Origin of the sequence: Pseudomonas sp. HR96, assembly GCF_034059295.1 — a bacterium.
In the GTDB taxonomy this organism is placed as follows: Bacteria; Pseudomonadota; Gammaproteobacteria; order Pseudomonadales; family Pseudomonadaceae; genus Aquipseudomonas.
This window is the reverse complement of record NZ_CP139141.1, coordinates 4,297,440-4,313,416: the sequence shown is the minus strand read 5'-3', so window position 1 is coordinate 4,313,416 and position 15,977 is coordinate 4,297,440. Positions and strand designations below refer to the sequence as shown.

Here is a 15,977-nt window from a genome sequence, read left to right as displayed (position 1 = left end):
CCCGGTGTGCCGAGCGCCTGAAAACGCAGTAGGGATCACTCGTATTTCAGGGTGAAAGGGAGTACGCCGTCGGCCGCGCCGCCTCGAGGACTCGCCACGGTGTTGAACATGTAACCGGCTTTGACTTGCATGGTTGCGGTGCCTGCACCAGCGCCATCCACTGTCAGCGGTGCGGTGATTACGCCGTTGGCGTTGAGCGCCAGAAGGGTATCGGTGGCATCGAAGAGGCCGATGCCGACGCCGACTGCCGACTCAGCCGCGCCGGCGTTGGCGATCTGCAGCAACGCTGGGGCGTCGGGGTCCATGCCGGAGCCGGAGCGCGGATCGAAGGACATGTGCACGGTATCCAGCCCTGCCACCCCGTCGGCACAATTGACGTTCAGGCTGAACGAGCTGGAGCCACTACCGATGGTGGAGCCGCTGCCGACATCCGTCAGTGCCACAGTGCCCAGGTCGACCGCGATATTGCCGGCACCACCGCCAGCGCCGGCCCCGGGGGTGACAATGCAGGTGGCCGCATTGATCCTGCCTTCGAAGGCCATGTTGCCGGAGTTGGCATGAGCCAGGCTGGCGCCAAGCAACATGGCCAGCGGAGTGAACAACAGTGTTTTTTTCATCGCAAGTGTCTCTCGGAAGTAGTGATCGCTTCGAGTTGAAGCGAAGATACTTTAAGAGTTGCCGAAGGATTGTGGAGTTGGGCGCGGGAGTCAGTTTCTGTAGGAAACCCAGGCTGGATCACTCAGAAAATGCGTTTTGATTTGTAGGAGAAATTACCGTATGAGGTTTGAGCCACGATCACGACAATTGCTTATCGCGCACGACCATAACGCCCCTCTGAAAGGCGGCGCGGCCGGCTTGCCCCGAACGCAGGACGCATCGGTCCCGATTGTCGGAAAGGACACTTGCTCGCGTAGCCTTTTGCTGCGCAGGGGGGGAATAGATTCGCGGGACGCAGAAACGACAAAGCCCCTCTAAAAGAGGGGCTTTGGGGAAATATTGGCTCCGCGACCAGGACTCGAACCTGGGACCCAATGATTAACAGTCATTTGCTCTACCGACTGAGCTATCGCGGAATCTGGCGCGTATGTTACTGATAGCTAAGGCAAAGTCAAGCAGTGGCTGACGCGACCGCAGGCCACGTCAGCCACTGCGGTCACAGCACCGCAACGATAGCCTTGACCACCTGCTCGATGTTGTTCTGGTTCAGCGCCGCCACACAGATGCGCCCGGTGTCCAGCGCGTAGATGCCGAACTCGCTGCGCAGGCGGCCGACCTGCTCCACGCTCAGGCCGGAGTAGGAGAACATGCCGTTCTGCCGGGCGACGAAACTGAAGTCGTGGTCGGGTGCCTGGGCGGCGAGGTCGGCGACCATCTGCTCGCGCATGCCGCGGATGCGCTGGCGCATCTCGCCCAGCTCGGCTTCCCACTGGGCGCGCAGCTCGGGGCTGTTGAGCACGCTGGCAACGATGGTGGCACCGTGGGTCGGCGGGTTGGAGTAGTTGGTGCGGATCACGCGTTTGACCTGGGACAGCACGCGACCGGCTTCTTCGCGCGACTGGGTGACGATGGACAGCGCACCGACCCGCTCGCCGTACAGCGAGAAGGACTTGGAGAACGAGCTGGAGACGAAGAAGCTCAGGCCCGACTCGGCGAACAGGCGTACAGCGGCGGCGTCTTCGTGGATGCCGGCGCCGAAACCCTGGTAGGCCATGTCGAGGAAGGGCACCAGGCCCTTGGCCTTGACGGTTTCCAGCACCCTGGCCCAGTCGGCTGGGGTCAGGTCGACGCCGGTCGGGTTGTGGCAGCAGGCGTGCAGCACGACAATGGCGCCGGCGGGCAGGGCGTCGAGGTCTTCGAGCATGCCGGAACGGTTCACGTCGTGGCTGGTCGCATCATAGTAGCGATAGTTGCGCACTTCGAAGCCGGCCGTTTCGAACAGGGCGCGGTGGTTTTCCCAGCTCGGATCGCTGATGGCGACGACGGCGTCGGGGTTGAGCTGCTTGAGAAAGTCGGCGCCGATCTTCAGGGCGCCGGTGCCGCCAACGGCTTGCGCAGTGACTACCTGGCCGTTGACCAGGAGTGGCGACTCGGCGCCGAACAGCAGTTTCTGCACCGCCTGGTCGTAGGCGACGATGCCATCGATCGGCAGGTAGCCGCGAGCGGCATGCTGGGCCACGCGCTGGGTTTCGGCTTGGACCACGGCACGCAGCAGGGGAATTCGCCCCTCTTCGTTGCAGTACACGCCTACGCCCAAGTTGACCTTGGTGGCCCGTGGGTCGGCGTTGAATGCTTCGTTGAGGCCCAGGATAGGATCGCGGGGTGCCAATTGGACAGCGGAGAACAAGCTCATTTTTGCGCGGCTCTGTTGGAGTGACGGTTGGAGTTATGCAAGGCGGCCACCGCTCCATTCCGATGCACTGGAGCGGTGCACAAACGGGGAGTCAGTATAGAGACAGTTGCCTGACACGGCGACAGGTTGCACTTGGTTTCACCGGGTTTTTTTACGACCCGCGTTCCACCGATCAGGCTAGTTGCATTGGTCAGCGTTTGCCGTCACGCCTTGAAACATGGCTAGCCAACCCTTATATGTATAAAGATACAGTACCGCACCTCGAGGCCCCGCCATGTCCGAATTCCAGCTAGTCACGCGCTTCGAGCCTGCCGGCGATCAGCCCGAGGCCATTCGTCAGATGGTCGAAGGCATCGAGGCCGGCCTGGCCCACCAGACCCTGCTCGGAGTGACCGGCTCGGGCAAGACCTTCTCCATTGCCAACGTGATCGCCCAGGTGCAGCGCCCGACCTTGGTGCTGGCGCCGAACAAGACGCTGGCCGCGCAGTTGTACGGCGAATTCAAGGCATTCTTCCCGAACAATGCCGTGGAGTATTTCGTTTCCTATTACGACTACTACCAGCCGGAAGCCTACGTGCCGTCGTCGGACACCTTCATCGAGAAGGACGCCTCGATCAACGACCACATCGAACAGATGCGCCTGTCGGCGACCAAGGCCTTGCTGGAGCGCAAGGACGCCATCATCGTCACCACGGTGTCGTGCATCTACGGCCTGGGCAGCCCGGAAACCTACCTGAAGATGGTCCTGCACGTGGACCGCGGCGACAAACTCGACCAGCGCGCCCTGCTGCGCCGCCTGGCCGACCTGCAATACACCCGCAACGAGATGGACTTCGCCCGCGCCACGTTTCGCGTGCGCGGCGACGTGATCGACGTATTCCCCGCCGAATCGGACCTGGAGGCCATCCGCATCGAGCTGTTCGACGACGAAGTGGAGAACATCGCCGCCTTCGACCCGCTGACCGGCGAGGTCATCCGCAAGCTGCCGCGCTTCACCTTCTACCCCAAGAGCCACTACGTGACGCCACGCGAGACTCTGCTGGGGGCCATCGAAGGCATCAAGGAAGAGCTGCAGCAGCGCCTGACCTACCTGCGCGACAGCAATAAACTGGTGGAAGCCCAGCGCCTGGAGCAGCGCACCCGGTTCGACCTGGAGATGATCCTCGAACTGGGCTACTGCAACGGCATCGAAAACTACTCGCGCTACCTCTCCGGGCGCCCGGCCGGCGCGCCGCCGCCAACGCTCTATGATTACCTGCCGCCCGACGCGTTGCTGATCATCGACGAGTCCCACGTCAGCGTGCCGCAGGTCGGCGCCATGTATAAAGGCGACCGCTCGCGCAAGGAAACCCTGGTGGAATACGGTTTCCGCCTGCCCTCGGCGCTGGACAACCGGCCGATGCGCTTCGACGAATGGGAGGCGGTCAGCCCGCAGACCATCTTCGTCTCGGCGACGCCGGGCAACTACGAGGCCGAGCACGCCGGGCGGATCATCGAAATGGTGGTGCGCCCCACCGGCCTGGTCGACCCGCAGGTAGAAATACGTCCGGCACTGACCCAGGTCGACGATCTGCTGTCGGAGATCAAGAAGAACGTCGGCATCGACGAGCGTGTGCTGGTCACCACCCTGACCAAGCGCATGGCCGAAGACCTGACCGATTACCTGGCCGACCATGACGTGCGGGTACGCTACCTGCACTCGGACATCGACACCGTGGAACGGGTGGAAATCATCCGCGACCTGCGCCTGGGGACCTTTGACGTGCTGGTGGGCATCAACCTGCTGCGCGAGGGCCTGGACATGCCCGAAGTGTCGCTGGTGGCGATTCTCGACGCCGACAAGGAGGGCTTCCTGCGCTCGGAGCGCTCGATGATCCAGACCATCGGCCGCGCCGCGCGCAACCTCAACGGTCGCGCCATTCTCTACGCCGACCGCATGACCGGCTCGATGGAGCGGGCGATCAGCGAGACCGAGCGCCGCCGCGAGAAGCAGATCAACTTCAACCTGGAGCATGGCATCACCCCCAAAGGGGTGATCAAGGACGTCGCCGACATCATGGAAGGTGCCACTGTGCCGGGTTCGCGCAGCAAGAAGCGCAAGGGCATGGCCAAGGCCGCCGAAGAGAACGCCAAGTACGAGGCCGAACTGCGCTCGCCGAGCGAGATCAACAAGCGCATTCGCCAACTGGAAGAAAAGATGTACCAACTGGCCCGCGACCTGGAGTTCGAAGCTGCCGCGCAGATGCGCGACGAAATCGGCAAGCTGCGCGAGCGGTTGTTGAAGGTGTAGTTTCATCGAAATGGCGACCCCCTGTGGGAGGGGGCGTAGCCCCCGAGAGGCCGCAAGGCCGGCCTGAGCTTGAGGGGGATCAATAGCTCTTGGGCTTGGCCCCTTCCCACGGTGCGCACGCATCTGGAGAAACTGGAGCCGCCCCCGCGCACCCTGTTACCATCGCCGTTTGCATCTACACCTGCTCGAGACCCTGCAATGACCACCGTTCGTACTCGCATCGCGCCTTCGCCCACGGGTGACCCTCACGTCGGCACGGCCTATATCGCCCTGTTCAACTACTGCTTCGCCAAACAGCACGGCGGCGAGTTCATCCTGCGCATCGAAGACACCGACCAACTGCGCTCCACCCGCGAGTCCGAACAGCAGATCTTCGACGCCCTGCGTTGGCTCGGCATCGAATGGAGCGAAGGCCCGGACGTTGGCGGGCCGCACGGCCCGTACCGGCAGAGCGAGCGGGGCGAGATCTACAAGAGGTACGCCCAGCAGCTGGTCGATCTCGGCCATGCCTTCCCGTGCTTCTGCACTGCCGAAGAACTCGACCAGATGCGCGCCGAGCAGATGGCTCGCGGTGAGACCCCGCGTTACGACGGTCGCGCGCTGCTGCTGCCTGCCGAGGAAGTGCAGCGCCGCCTGGCCGCCGGCGAGCCCCACGTGATCCGCATGAAAGTGCCGACCGAAGGCGTGTGCGTGGTGCCGGACCTGCTGCGTGGCGACGTCGAGATCCCGTGGGACCGCATGGACATGCAGGTGCTGATGAAGACCGACGGCCTGCCGACCTACTTCCTTGCCAACGTGGTCGACGACCACCTGATGGGCATCACCCACGTGCTGCGCGGCGAAGAATGGCTGCCGTCGGCGCCCAAGCTGATGAAGCTGTACGAATATTTTGGCTGGGAACAGCCGCAGCTGTGCTACATGCCGCTGCTGCGCAATCCGGACAAGAGCAAACTCTCCAAGCGCAAGAACCCGACCTCGGTGACCTTCTACGAGCGCATGGGCTTCATGCCCGAGGCGATGCTCAACTACCTGGGGCGCATGGGCTGGTCGATGCCCGATGAACGCGAGAAGTTCTCCCTGGCCGAGATGGTTGAACACTTCGACCTGTCCCGGGTCTCCCTGGGTGGGCCGATCTTCGACATCGAGAAACTGTCCTGGCTCAATGGCCAATGGCTGCGCGAGCTGCCGGTAGCGGAGTTCGCCGCACGGGTGCAGAAGTGGGCGTTCAACCCCGACTACCTGATGAAGATCGCCCCGCATGTGCAGGGCCGCGTGGAAACCTTCAGCCAGATCGCTCCCCTGGGCGGATTCTTCTTCGCCGGTAGTGTGCACCCGGACATCGCCCTGTTCGAACACAAGAAGCTTTCCGGCGACCAGGTCAGGCAGTTGATGCAGCTGATTCTGTGGAAGCTCGAGGCCCTGCGCCACTGGGAGAAGGACGCCATCACCGCGACCATCCAGGCGGTAGTCGAGTCGCTGGGGCTCAAGCTGCGCGACGCCATGCCGCTGATGTTCGCCTCCATCACCGGGCAGGCCAGCTCGGTGTCGGTGCTCGATGCCATGGAAATCCTCGGGCCGGACCTGACGCGCTTCCGCCTGCGCCAGGCACTCGACCTGCTGGGCGGCGTGTCGAAGAAAGAGAACAAGGAATGGGAGAAGCTGTTGGGGGCAATTGCCTGATCCTCTCGCCCAACAAAACCGGGGGTTGCTGCTAACCCCCTGTTATTGCGATAAAAAAAATCAAAAAAAATCGAAAATAGATTTGACAGGGCAGGGGAGCAGTCTTAATATGCGCCCCGTCCACACAGCAACACACTGTTTGGGGCTATAGCTCAGCTGGGAGAGCGCTTGCATGGCATGCAAGAGGTCAACGGTTCGATCCCGTTTAGCTCCACCAATTTCCAAGCTTGAAGTTGCGGTTTGACTTCAAGCAGATCAGATCCAGACTGATCAAATGGTAGAAGGTCTGTCCCCTTCGTCTAGTGGCCTAGGACACCGCCCTTTCACGGCGGTAACAGGGGTTCGAGTCCCCTAGGGGACGCCAGTTGCACAGAGATGGAAAGTGAAGTTTCCATCCCGCCGCAGGGCGATAAATTCGGGGCTATAGCTCAGCTGGGAGAGCGCTTGCATGGCATGCAAGAGGTCAACGGTTCGATCCCGTTTAGCTCCACCAATTTGCCACGGTTCGCTTCAGGCGGATCGGCTCGAAGGTTTTGCGTCCCCTTCGTCTAGTGGCCTAGGACACCGCCCTTTCACGGCGGTAACAGGGGTTCGAGTCCCCTAGGGGACGCCACTTTTACCCGCTCTGCGGGATTTCAAGGCTCATTCGCTTAGTTGAATGAGCCTTTTGTTTTTTCTGCTCCAGCAAAAGCTCGATACCTGTATGGGGAGTGCCTGCGGCATGAACTGGGACCGCGCAACGCCTTTCACCCTCGACCTGCAGGTGGGCCCCGACGATATCGACGGGCTCGGCCATGCCAACAACGCCGTCTACGTCACCTGGCTTGAACGTTGCGCCTGGCGCCATAGCCAGCGCCTGGGGCTGGACCTGGCCGAGTACCGGCGGCTGGATCGCGCCATGGCTGTGGTTCGTCATGAAATAGACTACCTGGCGGCAGCCTACGAGGGCGACGAGTTGCACATGGGCACCTGGATCGTCGACTGGGACCAGCGTCTGCGCATGACCCGGCGCTTCCAGTTGATTCGCCCCGGCGACGGCACCACGCTGCTGCGCGCCCAGACCACGTTCGTCTGCATCGAACTGTCCAGCGGCCGGCCCAAGCGCATGCCCGCCGAATTCATCGACGGCTACGGCCAGGCGATTTCGCCAACGACTGGCTGAGCCATACGTCGGCGCCCTTTTTTTCACCGCAAGCCGAGATTCTTCCCCATGCAAATTGCCCTCGCGCCCATGGAAGGCCTGGTCGACGATATCCTGCGCGATGTGCTGACCCGCGTCAGCGGTATCGACTGGTGCGTCACCGAGTTCATCCGGGTCACCGAGCGCCTGCTGCCGGCCAGTTATTACCATGGCTTCGCCCCGGAATTGAAGCAGGGCGCTCGCACCGCTGCCGGCGTACCCCTGCGCGTGCAATTGCTGGGCTCGGATCCTGGCTGCCTCGCCGAGAACGCGGCATTCGCCTGCACCCTGGGCGCGCCGGTGATCGACCTCAACTTCGGCTGCCCGGCCAAGACCGTGAACAAGTCGCGCGGTGGCGCGGTGCTGCTCAAGGAGCCCGAGCTGCTCTATCGCATTCTTGAAGCGGTGCGCCGCGCGGTGCCGGCCGAGATTCCGGTCACGGCGAAGATGCGCCTGGGCTTCGACAGCCCCGACGTCGCCCTCGATTGCGCCCGCGCCCTGGCCGGTGGCGGCGCCCAGCAGATCGTCGTGCATGCGCGCACCAAGGTCGAAGGCTACAAGCCGCCGGCGCATTGGGAATGGGTGGCGCGGGTGCAGGAAGTGGTCAAGGTGCCGGTGTTCGCCAATGGCGAGATCTGGACTGTCGACGACTGGCGACGCTGCCGCGAGATCAGCGGTGCCGAGGACATCATGCTCGGCCGCGGCCTGGTCTCGCGCCCCGACCTGGCCCGGCAGATCGCCGCAGCGCGCGCCGGCGAAGAGGTGGTGGAGATGACCTGGGCCGAGCTGTTGCCCCTGATCCAGGACTTCTGGCGCCAGGCCGAAGCGAGCATGACCCCGCGCCAGGCACCCGGGCGCCTCAAGCAATGGGTAGCCATGCTGACCCGCAGCTACCCCGAGGCAGTGCAGCTGTTCACCCAGCTGCGGCGCGAAACGGATTGCGCCCGGGTCGGTGAATTGGTCGGCCTGGGTCAGCCGCAAGCCGCCTGAAAATTTTTTCGTGGCCACTCTTGAAGATTTTCTGAAGGTCCCTATCTCTTTTGTACGCGATGCCGAAGTCGGGTCGCGGAGATAAAACCTTGCTGAAACTTTCAGGAGTCACACCATGACCACCGCATTTTCCCTGGCACCGCTGTTCCGTCATTCCGTCGGCTTCGACCGCTTCAACGACCTGTTCGAATCGGCCGCCCGCAATGAATCGGCCAGCAGCTACCCACCCTACAACGTGGAAAAACACGGCGATGATCAGTACCGCATCGTTGTGGCCGCCGCCGGCTTCCAGGAAGCCGACCTCGAGCTGCAGGTCGAGAAGGGCGTGTTGACCGTAACCGGTGGCAAGCGCGAAGCCAAGACCGACAGCGTCACCTACCTGCATCAGGGCATTGCCCAGCGTGCGTTCAAACTGTCGTTCCGCCTGGCCGACCACATCGAAGTCAAGGGCGCGGCCCTGAGCAACGGCCTGCTCAACATCGACCTGCTGCGTCTGGTGCCGGAAGAGGCCAAAGCCAAGCGCATCCCGATCGGCGGCGTGCAGCAGCCTGTGTTGCAGTAAGTTTTCTGCTGGAAAAAAGGGCGCCCAGGTGGCGCTCTTTTTTCATTGGCGTTACCTTTCCTCCACCAACAGCTGGCGAAACAACCCCAGCGGCATCGGCCGGCTGTGCAGGTAACCCTGATACAGATGGCAGCCCAGGCGCTGCAGGAAATCCAGCTGCTCGGACTGCTCCACCCCCTCGGCAATCACCACTAGGTCAAGGCTGCGCGCCATGGCGACGATAGCGCGGATGATCTCGGCGTCATTAGGGTCGTGGGTGGCATCGCGCACGAACGACTGATCGATCTTCAGCGCATCCACCGGCAGGCGCTTGAGGTAGGTCAGCGACGAATAGCCAGTGCCGAAGTCGTCCATGGCAAAGCTCACCCCGAGGTCCTTTAGGGCGCGCATTTTGCCGATGGTGTCCTCGACGTTCTGGATCACCAGCCCTTCGGTTATCTCCAGCTTGAGCAAGCGGCACGGCAATTGGTGCTGGGCCAGGCTGCGCGCGACCCGTTCGACGAAATCGGCCTGGCGAAACTGCCGCGGGCTGATGTTCACGCACAGGCTGAAGGTGTCGCGGTCGACCAAACCGTCACCGATCAACTGCGCGCAGGCGGCACAGGCCTCGTCGAGCACCCAGCTGCCGACTTCCAGGATCATGCCGCTCTCTTCCAGAATCTGGATGAACTGCCCCGGCGACTGCTGGCCCAGCAGCGGGTGGTGCCAGCGCAGCAGCGCCTCGGCGCCGACGATGCGGTCTTCGCGGGCGTCGACCTGAGGCTGGTAATGCAGGCTCAACTCGCCCCGGGCCAATGCCAGGCGCAGGTCGTTTTCCATCTGCAGGCGTTCGCTGGCGGCCTTCTGCATGCTGTGCTGGTACAGCTGGGTGGCGTTGCGCCCGGCGTCCTTGGCCCGGTACAGGGCGATGTCGGCACGCTTGAGCAGGTCCGCCGGGGTCTGGCCGTGATCGGGTATCAGCGCCACGCCGATGCTCGGGGTCACCTGCAGGCGATTACCGTCCAGCGCCATGGGCGCGGCGAGCAGCTCGCGCAGGGTGTCGGCGGCGTCCTGCACCTGTGCGGCGACCTCCTCGCGGCTGCCGAGCAGACCTGTCAGCAGCACCACGAACTCGTCGCCGCCCAGACGCGCCACCAGGTCTTCCAGGCGCACGCTGGCTTCGAGCCGCGCGGTGATGATTTTCAGCACGGCGTCGCCCACCGGATGGCCCAGCGAATCGTTGATGTGCTTGAAGTGGTCGAGGTCGAGAAACAGCAGGGCGCCGCGCTGCTCCTGGCGCTTGAGCAGGCTGATCTGCTGGCTCAGGCGCTCCATCAGCAGAGCGCGGTTGGGCAGGTTGGTCAACGAGTCGTGGTAGGCCAGGTGGCGAATCTGCGCCTGGGCGTTCTTCAGCTGGCTGATGTCCCGCGCGGTGATCAGCAGGCAGGCGGTGTCGTCCAGGTTGATCGGCTCCACCGACACCTCCATGGTCAGGATGTCGCCGCGCTTGTTGCGCCCGAGCATCTCGCGCAGCACCACCCGGCCATCGTCCTGCAGGTCGCGCAGCAGCTGGCTGCGCTGGGCGGCGTCGGGCCAGATGTCGATGTCGCTGACCGTGCGTCCCAGCACCTCCTCGGGGGCGTAGCCGGTCAGCCGGGTGAAGCCCTGGTTGACCTCCAGGTAGAGGCCGCTGCGCCGCTCGGTGATGACGATGGCGTCGGGGCTGGAGTGGAAGGCCTTGGCGAATTTCTCCTCGCTGGCCTTCAGTGCCGCCTCGGCACGCTGCTGCTGCGAGCTGTCGTTGAAGGTGCTCAACGTGAAGGTGCTCAATAGATAGGCACAGCCCTGCATCTCGATGTTCTGCGTGGCCAGCAGGCCGTGCACCACGCGGCCGGTGGCGGTGCGCACGGACAGCTCCTGGGTGTAGGGGTCGTTGCTGTCCTGCAGGGCGTCGAGGATGCGCTGGCGCTGGCTTTCGTCCAGCCACAGGTTGAGCTCGGCGGTGGTGCGGTTGACGATCTGCGCGGCGGGCCAGCCGAACAGGTTTTCGAAGGCCTTGTTGACCTCCACGATCATGCCGTCACTGCGCCGGGTCAGCACGACGATGTTGGGGCTCAGGTGAAACAGCGTGGCAAAACGTTTTTCCGAATGCAGCAAGGCCAGTTCGCGATCACGCTGGCGGGTGACCTCGCGCACCACGCCGAGCATCTGCGGGCGTCCGTCGCTGTCGTGGATCAGGCTGCCGTTGATCTCAAGCCAGTGCAGGGTGCCGTCCGGCCAACGGATGCGGTGGCGCATGGCCTGGGCTTGCGGTTCGCCGCGCAGCACGGCCTGGAATGCATGGATGGTGCGTTGACGGTCCTCGGCGGGGAGCAGGTCGAGGTAGTCGATGTCCCCCGCCAGGGGCTGGTCGGGGTCGAAACCGAACAACGCCTGGGTGCGCCGCGACCAGTTGATGGTGCCTTCGTCGATGCGCCAGCGCCAGGCCCCCAGGTGCGCAGCGTTGAGCGCGGCGAGCAGCTGCGGGGCATTGCCCCAGGCCTGCTCGGATTCGTGCGGGTCGCCGGCCTGGATGCGCGGCAGGGCTGGACGGCTAGCGGAGTAGGGCATGGACCAGACCTGTGCTGAGTGGCTTCCCTGCAGCCTTGCTTCAGGCTTGCCGGCCGCCGGGTTGGGCGTCCAGCAGGGCCATGAATGCCCTTGCTGCGTTCGACAGCGTCCTTTCGGTGTGCAGGATATAGCCTAGCTCGCGGCTCAGCTGGATGCCCGGCAAGGCAACGCGTGCGACCTGCTCATCGAGCATAGTACGTGGCAGCACACTCCATGCGAGGCCGATCGACACCATCATCTTGATGGTTTCCAGGTAATTGGTGCTCATGGCGATGTTCGGCGTCAGGCCCTGGGCCTCGAACAGGCGCTGGACAATGTGGTGGGTGAAGGTGTTGCCGCCGGGAAACACCGCCGGGTGGCGGGCGATGTCGGCCAGGCTCACCCCGGGATTGCGCGCCAGCGCATGTTCAGGGGCCACCACGAAGTCCAGCGGGTCGTCCCACACCGGCACCGCGCGCACCAGCGCGTGCGGCTCAGGGGCCAGGGTGATGACCGCCAGTTCCGCGCGGCCATGGAGGATCTCCTCGTAGGCCACCTCTGAATCGAGAAACTGGATGTCCAGCGCCACTGCCGGGTAGAGCCGGGTGAAGGCGCGCAGCACCGGCGGCAGGCGATGCAGGCCGATGTGATGGCTGGTCGCCAGGGTCAGACGCCCGGTCACTTCGCCCGAAAGGTTGGTCAGCGCCCGGCGGGTGTCGTCCAGCACATTGAGAATCTGATAGGCGCGCGGCAGCAGCGCACGGCCGGCTTCGGTCAGGTTGATCTCTCGACCCAGACGGTCGAACAGGCGTACGTTGAGTTGCTGTTCGAGCCCGGCGATGCGTTTGCTCACCGCCGGTTGGGTCAGGTGCAGGCGCTCGCCGGCGTTGGAGAAGCTGCCCGTTTCGGCGATGGCAATGAAGGCGTTGAGGTTGGCCAGGTCCATGGTCATGCGTTCCAGCTGAGTTCGTGCCCGGATTCCTGAAAGTTATCCAAAGCATAAAAAAGATGAATTTGAGTTATCCAATCTAAGCTTTTACTATCATCCCCACAAGCCAAGCGGTTATTGGCACCGGAACATGCATGAAAAAATGCATCGAAGCACGCTGATGAGGAAAGTCTGATGGCCGGCAAAACGCTTTACGACAAGCTCTGGGATTCGCATTTGGTCAAGCAGCGCGACGATGGCTCGGCGCTGATCTACATCGATCGCCACATCATCCACGAGGTGACCTCGCCGCAAGCCTTCGAAGGCCTGCGCCTGGCCGGTCGTAAACCGTGGCGCATCGACGCCAACATCGCCACCCCCGACCACAACGTGCCGACCACGCCGGAACGCAAGGGCGGCATCGAGGCCATCGCCGACCAGGTCTCCCGCATTCAGGTACAGACCCTCGACGACAACTGCGACGAATACGGCATCACCGAATTCAAGATGAACGACGTGCGCCAGGGCATCGTCCACGTCATCAGCCCGGAGCAGGGCGCCACCCTGCCGGGCATGACCGTGGTCTGCGGCGACTCGCACACCTCGACCCACGGCGCCTTCGGTGCCCTGGCCCACGGTATCGGTACCTCGGAAGTCGAGCACGTGCTGGCCACCCAATGCCTTGTGGCCAAGAAAATGAAAAACATGCAGGTGCTGGTCGAGGGCCAGTTGCCGGCCGGCGTCACCGCCAAGGACATCGTGCTTGCAGTCATCGGCAAGATCGGCACCGCCGGCGGCAACGGCCATGCCATCGAGTTCGCCGGCAGCGCCATCCGCGACCTGTCCATCGAAGGCCGCATGACCATCTGCAACATGTCCATCGAAGCCGGTGCTCGGGTCGGCCTGGTGGCCGCCGACGAGAAGACCGTCGCCTACGTCGAAGGCCGGCCGTTCGCGCCCAAGGGCCAAGACTGGGCCAAGGCGGTCGAGGCCTGGAAAGACCTGGTCTCCGACGCCGACGCCGTGTTCGACACCGTGGTGCGCCTGGATGCCGCACAGATCAAGCCGCAGGTCAGCTGGGGCACCTCGCCGGAAATGGTTCTGGCCGTGGACCAGAAGGTGCCGGACCCGGCCCAGGAAGCCGACCTGGTCAAGCGTGGCTCGATCGAACGGGCGCTGAAATACATGGGCCTCACGGCCAACCAGGCGATCACCGATATCCAGCTCGACCGCGTGTTCATCGGCTCGTGCACCAACTCGCGCATCGAAGACCTGCGCGCCGCCGCCGCCGTGGCCAAGGGCCGCAAGGTCGCCGCCACCATCAAGCAGGCCATCGTGGTGCCGGGCTCGGGCCTGGTCAAGGCCCAGGCCGAGCAGGAAGGCCTGGACAAGGTATTCCTCGAAGCCGGCTTCGAGTGGCGTGAACCGGGCTGCTCGATGTGCCTGGCGATGAACCCTGACCGCCTGGAATCGGGCGAGCACTGCGCGTCGACTTCCAACCGCAACTTCGAAGGCCGCCAGGGCGCCGGTGGCCGCACCCACCTGGTGAGCCCGGCCATGGCGGCCGCCGCCGCCGTTACCGGTCGTTTCATCGACGTTCGCCAATTGAGCCCCGTCATCAGCCAAGGGAGCGCAGCATGAGAGCTTTCACCCAGCACACCGGCCTGGTCGCGCCGCTCGACCGGGCCAACGTCGACACCGACCAGATCATCCCCAAGCAGTTTCTCAAGTCGATCAAGCGCACCGGCTTTGGCCCGAACCTGTTCGACGAGTGGCGTTACCTGGACGTGGGCCAGCCCTACCAGGACAACTCGCGGCGCCCGTTGAACCAGGATTTCGTCCTCAACTTCCCGCGTTACCAGGGCGCCAGCGTGCTGCTGGCCCGGGAAAACTTCGGCTGCGGCTCCAGCCGCGAGCACGCGCCGTGGGCCCTCGAGGAATACGGTTTTCGCACCATCATTGCGCCGAGCTATGCCGACATCTTCTTCAACAACAGCTTCAAGAACGGTCTGTTGCCAATCATCCTCGGCGACGCCGAAGTCGACGAACTGTTCAAGCAGGCTGAAGCAGAACCGGGCTACCAGCTGAGCGTCGACCTCGCCGCCCAGACCGTGACCCGTCCGGACGGCAAGACCTATTCGTTCGAGATCGACGAGTTCCGCAAACACTGCCTGCTCAACGGCCTCGACGACATCGGCCTGACCCTGCAGGACGGCGATGCGATCGCGGCGTTCGAGGGCAAGCATCGGGCTGCGCAGCCGTGGCTGTTCCGCGACGCCTGATCCCAAACACCATTCAACGAACGAATACGGATACCCCATGAGCAAGCAGATTCTGATTCTCCCAGGCGACGGCATCGGTCCGGAAATCATGGCCGAAGCGGTCAAGGTGCTGGAACTGGCCAACGACAAGTACCAGCTGGGGCTCACGCTTGCCCATGACGTGATCGGCGGCGCGGCCATCGACCAGCATGGCGTGCCGCTGGCCGACGAGACCCTGGCCCGTGCCCGTGCCGCAGACGCGGTGTTGCTGGGCGCCGTGGGCGGGCCGAAGTGGGACAGGATCGAGCGCGACATTCGCCCGGAACGCGGCCTGCTGAAAATCCGCTCGCAACTGGGGCTGTTCGCCAACCTGCGTCCGGCCATCCTCTACCCGCAATTGGCTGACGCCTCCTCGCTCAAGCCCGAGGTGGTTGCCGGCCTGGACATCCTCATCGTTCGCGAGCTGACCGGCGGCATCTACTTCGGCGCCCCGCGCGGCACCCGCGAGCTGGACAACGGCGAGCGCCAGGCCTACGACACCCTGCCGTACAGTGAAAGCGAGATCCGCCGCATCGCCCGCGTCGGCTTCGACATGGCCCGCGTGCGCGGCAAGAAGCTGTGCTCGGTGGACAAGGCCAACGTGCTTGCGTCCAGCCAGCTGTGGCGTGAAGTGGTGGAAGAGGTGGCCAAGGACTACCCGGACATCGAGCTGTCGCACATGTACGTCGACAACGCCGCCATGCAGCTGGTGCGCGCGCCCAAGCAGTTCGACGTGATCGTCACCGACAACATGTTCGGCGACATTTTGTCGGATGAGGCTTCCATGCTCACCGGTTCCATTGGCATGCTGCCTTCCGCCTCGCTGGACGCCGACAACAAGGGCATGTACGAGCCATGCCACGGCTCGGCGCCGGACATCGCCGGGCAGGGCATCGCCAACCCGTTGGCGACCATCCTCTCGGTGTCGATGATGCTGCGCTACAGCCTCGACCAGGCCGCTGCGGCCGAAGCCATCGAAAAAGCCGTGAGTCTGGTCCTCGACCAGGGGCTGCGCACTGGCGACATCTGGTCCGAGGGCAACACCCGGGTCGGTACCCGGCAAATGGGTGATGCAGTAGTCGCCGCGCTGCGGAATCTGTAATCTCTTGGGTCCGCCGCAGTTGCAGGG

At 63.7% G+C, this 15,977-nt stretch carries 12 protein-coding genes and 5 tRNA genes; 12 read left to right on the top strand and 5 right to left on the bottom strand.

Annotated elements, in window-relative coordinates; translation table 11 throughout:
- Window positions 1-35 precede the first annotated feature (35 nt).
- The 3 genes from SFA35_RS19215 to SFA35_RS19205 form a co-directional block, all read right to left on the bottom strand.
- Window positions 36-617, bottom strand: a complete 582-nt coding sequence (locus SFA35_RS19215) for a fimbrial protein (protein WP_320572105.1) — start codon at window positions 615-617, stop codon at window positions 36-38.
- Between the two features lie 380 nt (window positions 618-997).
- Window positions 998-1,073: transfer RNA gene (locus SFA35_RS19210), tRNA-Asn, on the bottom strand.
- An 80-nt stretch (window positions 1,074-1,153) separates the two neighbouring features.
- Window positions 1,154-2,350 carry an amino acid aminotransferase gene (locus SFA35_RS19205; protein WP_320572104.1) on the bottom strand — a complete coding sequence of 399 codons (1,197 nt, stop codon included), beginning with the start codon at window positions 2,348-2,350 and terminating at the stop codon, window positions 1,154-1,156.
- A 274-nt stretch (window positions 2,351-2,624) separates the two neighbouring features.
- On the opposite strand from SFA35_RS19205, the gene uvrB reads away from it, so the two are divergent.
- The 9 genes from uvrB (at window position 2,625) to SFA35_RS19160 (ending at window position 9,052) form a co-directional block, all read left to right on the top strand.
- Window positions 2,625-4,640, top strand: coding sequence for an excinuclease ABC subunit UvrB (uvrB, locus tag SFA35_RS19200; RefSeq protein ID WP_320572103.1), 2,016 nt, complete (start codon window positions 2,625-2,627; stop codon window positions 4,638-4,640).
- A gap of 198 nt (window positions 4,641-4,838) precedes the next feature.
- The gene (gene gltX / locus SFA35_RS19195) at window positions 4,839-6,320 is read left to right on the top strand and encodes a glutamate--tRNA ligase (protein WP_320572102.1); all 1,482 of its coding nucleotides are present in this window, start codon (window positions 4,839-4,841) and stop codon (window positions 6,318-6,320) included.
- A gap of 141 nt (window positions 6,321-6,461) precedes the next feature.
- Window positions 6,462-6,537: transfer RNA gene (locus tag SFA35_RS19190), tRNA-Ala, on the top strand.
- A gap of 71 nt (window positions 6,538-6,608) precedes the next feature.
- Window positions 6,609-6,684, top strand: a tRNA-Glu gene (locus SFA35_RS19185).
- A 53-nt stretch (window positions 6,685-6,737) separates the two neighbouring features.
- Window positions 6,738-6,813: transfer RNA gene (locus tag SFA35_RS19180), tRNA-Ala, on the top strand.
- A gap of 44 nt (window positions 6,814-6,857) precedes the next feature.
- Window positions 6,858-6,933: transfer RNA gene (locus tag SFA35_RS19175), tRNA-Glu, on the top strand.
- Between the two features lie 108 nt (window positions 6,934-7,041).
- A complete protein-coding gene (locus SFA35_RS19170) occupies window positions 7,042-7,482 on the top strand; it encodes a thioesterase family protein (protein WP_320572101.1) in 441 nt (146 codons plus the stop codon).
- A 48-nt stretch (window positions 7,483-7,530) separates the two neighbouring features.
- Complete coding sequence (locus SFA35_RS19165; RefSeq protein ID WP_320572100.1) at window positions 7,531-8,490, top strand: tRNA-dihydrouridine synthase; 960 nt, start codon at window positions 7,531-7,533, stop codon at window positions 8,488-8,490.
- 115 nt (window positions 8,491-8,605) lie between these two features.
- Window positions 8,606-9,052 (top strand): Hsp20 family protein, encoded by a 447-nt coding sequence (locus SFA35_RS19160; RefSeq protein ID WP_320572099.1) that lies wholly within the window; start codon window positions 8,606-8,608, stop codon window positions 9,050-9,052.
- Window positions 9,053-9,103: 51 nt separating this feature from the next.
- Here SFA35_RS19160 and SFA35_RS19155 read toward each other — a convergent pair whose 3' ends face one another.
- Both SFA35_RS19155 and SFA35_RS19150 read right to left on the bottom strand, forming a co-directional pair.
- Window positions 9,104-11,641 carry an EAL domain-containing protein gene (locus tag SFA35_RS19155; protein ID WP_320572098.1) on the bottom strand — a complete coding sequence of 846 codons (2,538 nt, stop codon included), beginning with the start codon at window positions 11,639-11,641 and terminating at the stop codon, window positions 9,104-9,106.
- Between the two features lie 40 nt (window positions 11,642-11,681).
- A complete protein-coding gene (locus tag SFA35_RS19150; RefSeq protein WP_320572097.1) occupies window positions 11,682-12,566 on the bottom strand; it encodes a LysR family transcriptional regulator in 885 nt (294 codons plus the stop codon).
- A gap of 177 nt (window positions 12,567-12,743) precedes the next feature.
- Between SFA35_RS19150 and leuC the strand changes: the two genes are divergently transcribed.
- From leuC to leuB, 3 genes are read left to right on the top strand one after another with little or no spacing between them, the layout of a single operon-like run.
- Window positions 12,744-14,189, top strand: a complete 1,446-nt coding sequence (gene leuC, locus SFA35_RS19145; RefSeq protein ID WP_320572096.1) for a 3-isopropylmalate dehydratase large subunit — start codon at window positions 12,744-12,746, stop codon at window positions 14,187-14,189.
- On the top strand, window positions 14,186-14,830 hold the full coding sequence (gene leuD, locus SFA35_RS19140) for a 3-isopropylmalate dehydratase small subunit (RefSeq protein ID WP_320572095.1): 645 nt from the start codon (window positions 14,186-14,188) through the stop codon (window positions 14,828-14,830). The genes leuC and leuD overlap by 4 nt, the downstream gene beginning before the upstream one ends.
- Window positions 14,831-14,867: 37 nt before the next feature.
- The gene (gene leuB / locus SFA35_RS19135) at window positions 14,868-15,950 is read left to right on the top strand and encodes a 3-isopropylmalate dehydrogenase (RefSeq protein WP_320572094.1); all 1,083 of its coding nucleotides are present in this window, start codon (window positions 14,868-14,870) and stop codon (window positions 15,948-15,950) included.
- Window positions 15,951-15,977: the final 27 nt, after the last annotated feature.

Excerpts from the sequence above, each read along its gene's own strand:
- SFA35_RS19155 (WP_320572098.1), bottom strand. The coding sequence starts at position 11,641 with ATGCCCTACTCCGCTAGCCGTCCAGCCCTGCCGCGCATCCAGGCCGGC.
- SFA35_RS19150 (WP_320572097.1), bottom strand. The coding sequence starts at position 12,566 with ATGGACCTGGCCAACCTCAACGCCTTCATTGCCATCGCCGAAACGGGC.
- SFA35_RS19205 (WP_320572104.1), bottom strand. The coding sequence starts at position 2,350 with ATGAGCTTGTTCTCCGCTGTCCAATTGGCACCCCGCGATCCTATCCTG.
- leuB (WP_320572094.1), top strand. The coding sequence starts at position 14,868 with ATGAGCAAGCAGATTCTGATTCTCCCAGGCGACGGCATCGGTCCGGAA.
- uvrB (WP_320572103.1), top strand. The coding sequence starts at position 2,625 with ATGTCCGAATTCCAGCTAGTCACGCGCTTCGAGCCTGCCGGCGATCAG.
- gltX (WP_320572102.1), top strand. The coding sequence starts at position 4,839 with ATGACCACCGTTCGTACTCGCATCGCGCCTTCGCCCACGGGTGACCCT.
- SFA35_RS19165 (WP_320572100.1), top strand. The coding sequence starts at position 7,531 with ATGCAAATTGCCCTCGCGCCCATGGAAGGCCTGGTCGACGATATCCTG.
- SFA35_RS19160 (WP_320572099.1), top strand. The coding sequence starts at position 8,606 with ATGACCACCGCATTTTCCCTGGCACCGCTGTTCCGTCATTCCGTCGGC.
- SFA35_RS19215 (WP_320572105.1), bottom strand. The coding sequence starts at position 617 with ATGAAAAAAACACTGTTGTTCACTCCGCTGGCCATGTTGCTTGGCGCC.
- leuD (WP_320572095.1), top strand. The coding sequence starts at position 14,186 with ATGAGAGCTTTCACCCAGCACACCGGCCTGGTCGCGCCGCTCGACCGG.
- leuC (WP_320572096.1), top strand. The coding sequence starts at position 12,744 with ATGGCCGGCAAAACGCTTTACGACAAGCTCTGGGATTCGCATTTGGTC.
- SFA35_RS19170 (WP_320572101.1), top strand. The coding sequence starts at position 7,042 with ATGAACTGGGACCGCGCAACGCCTTTCACCCTCGACCTGCAGGTGGGC.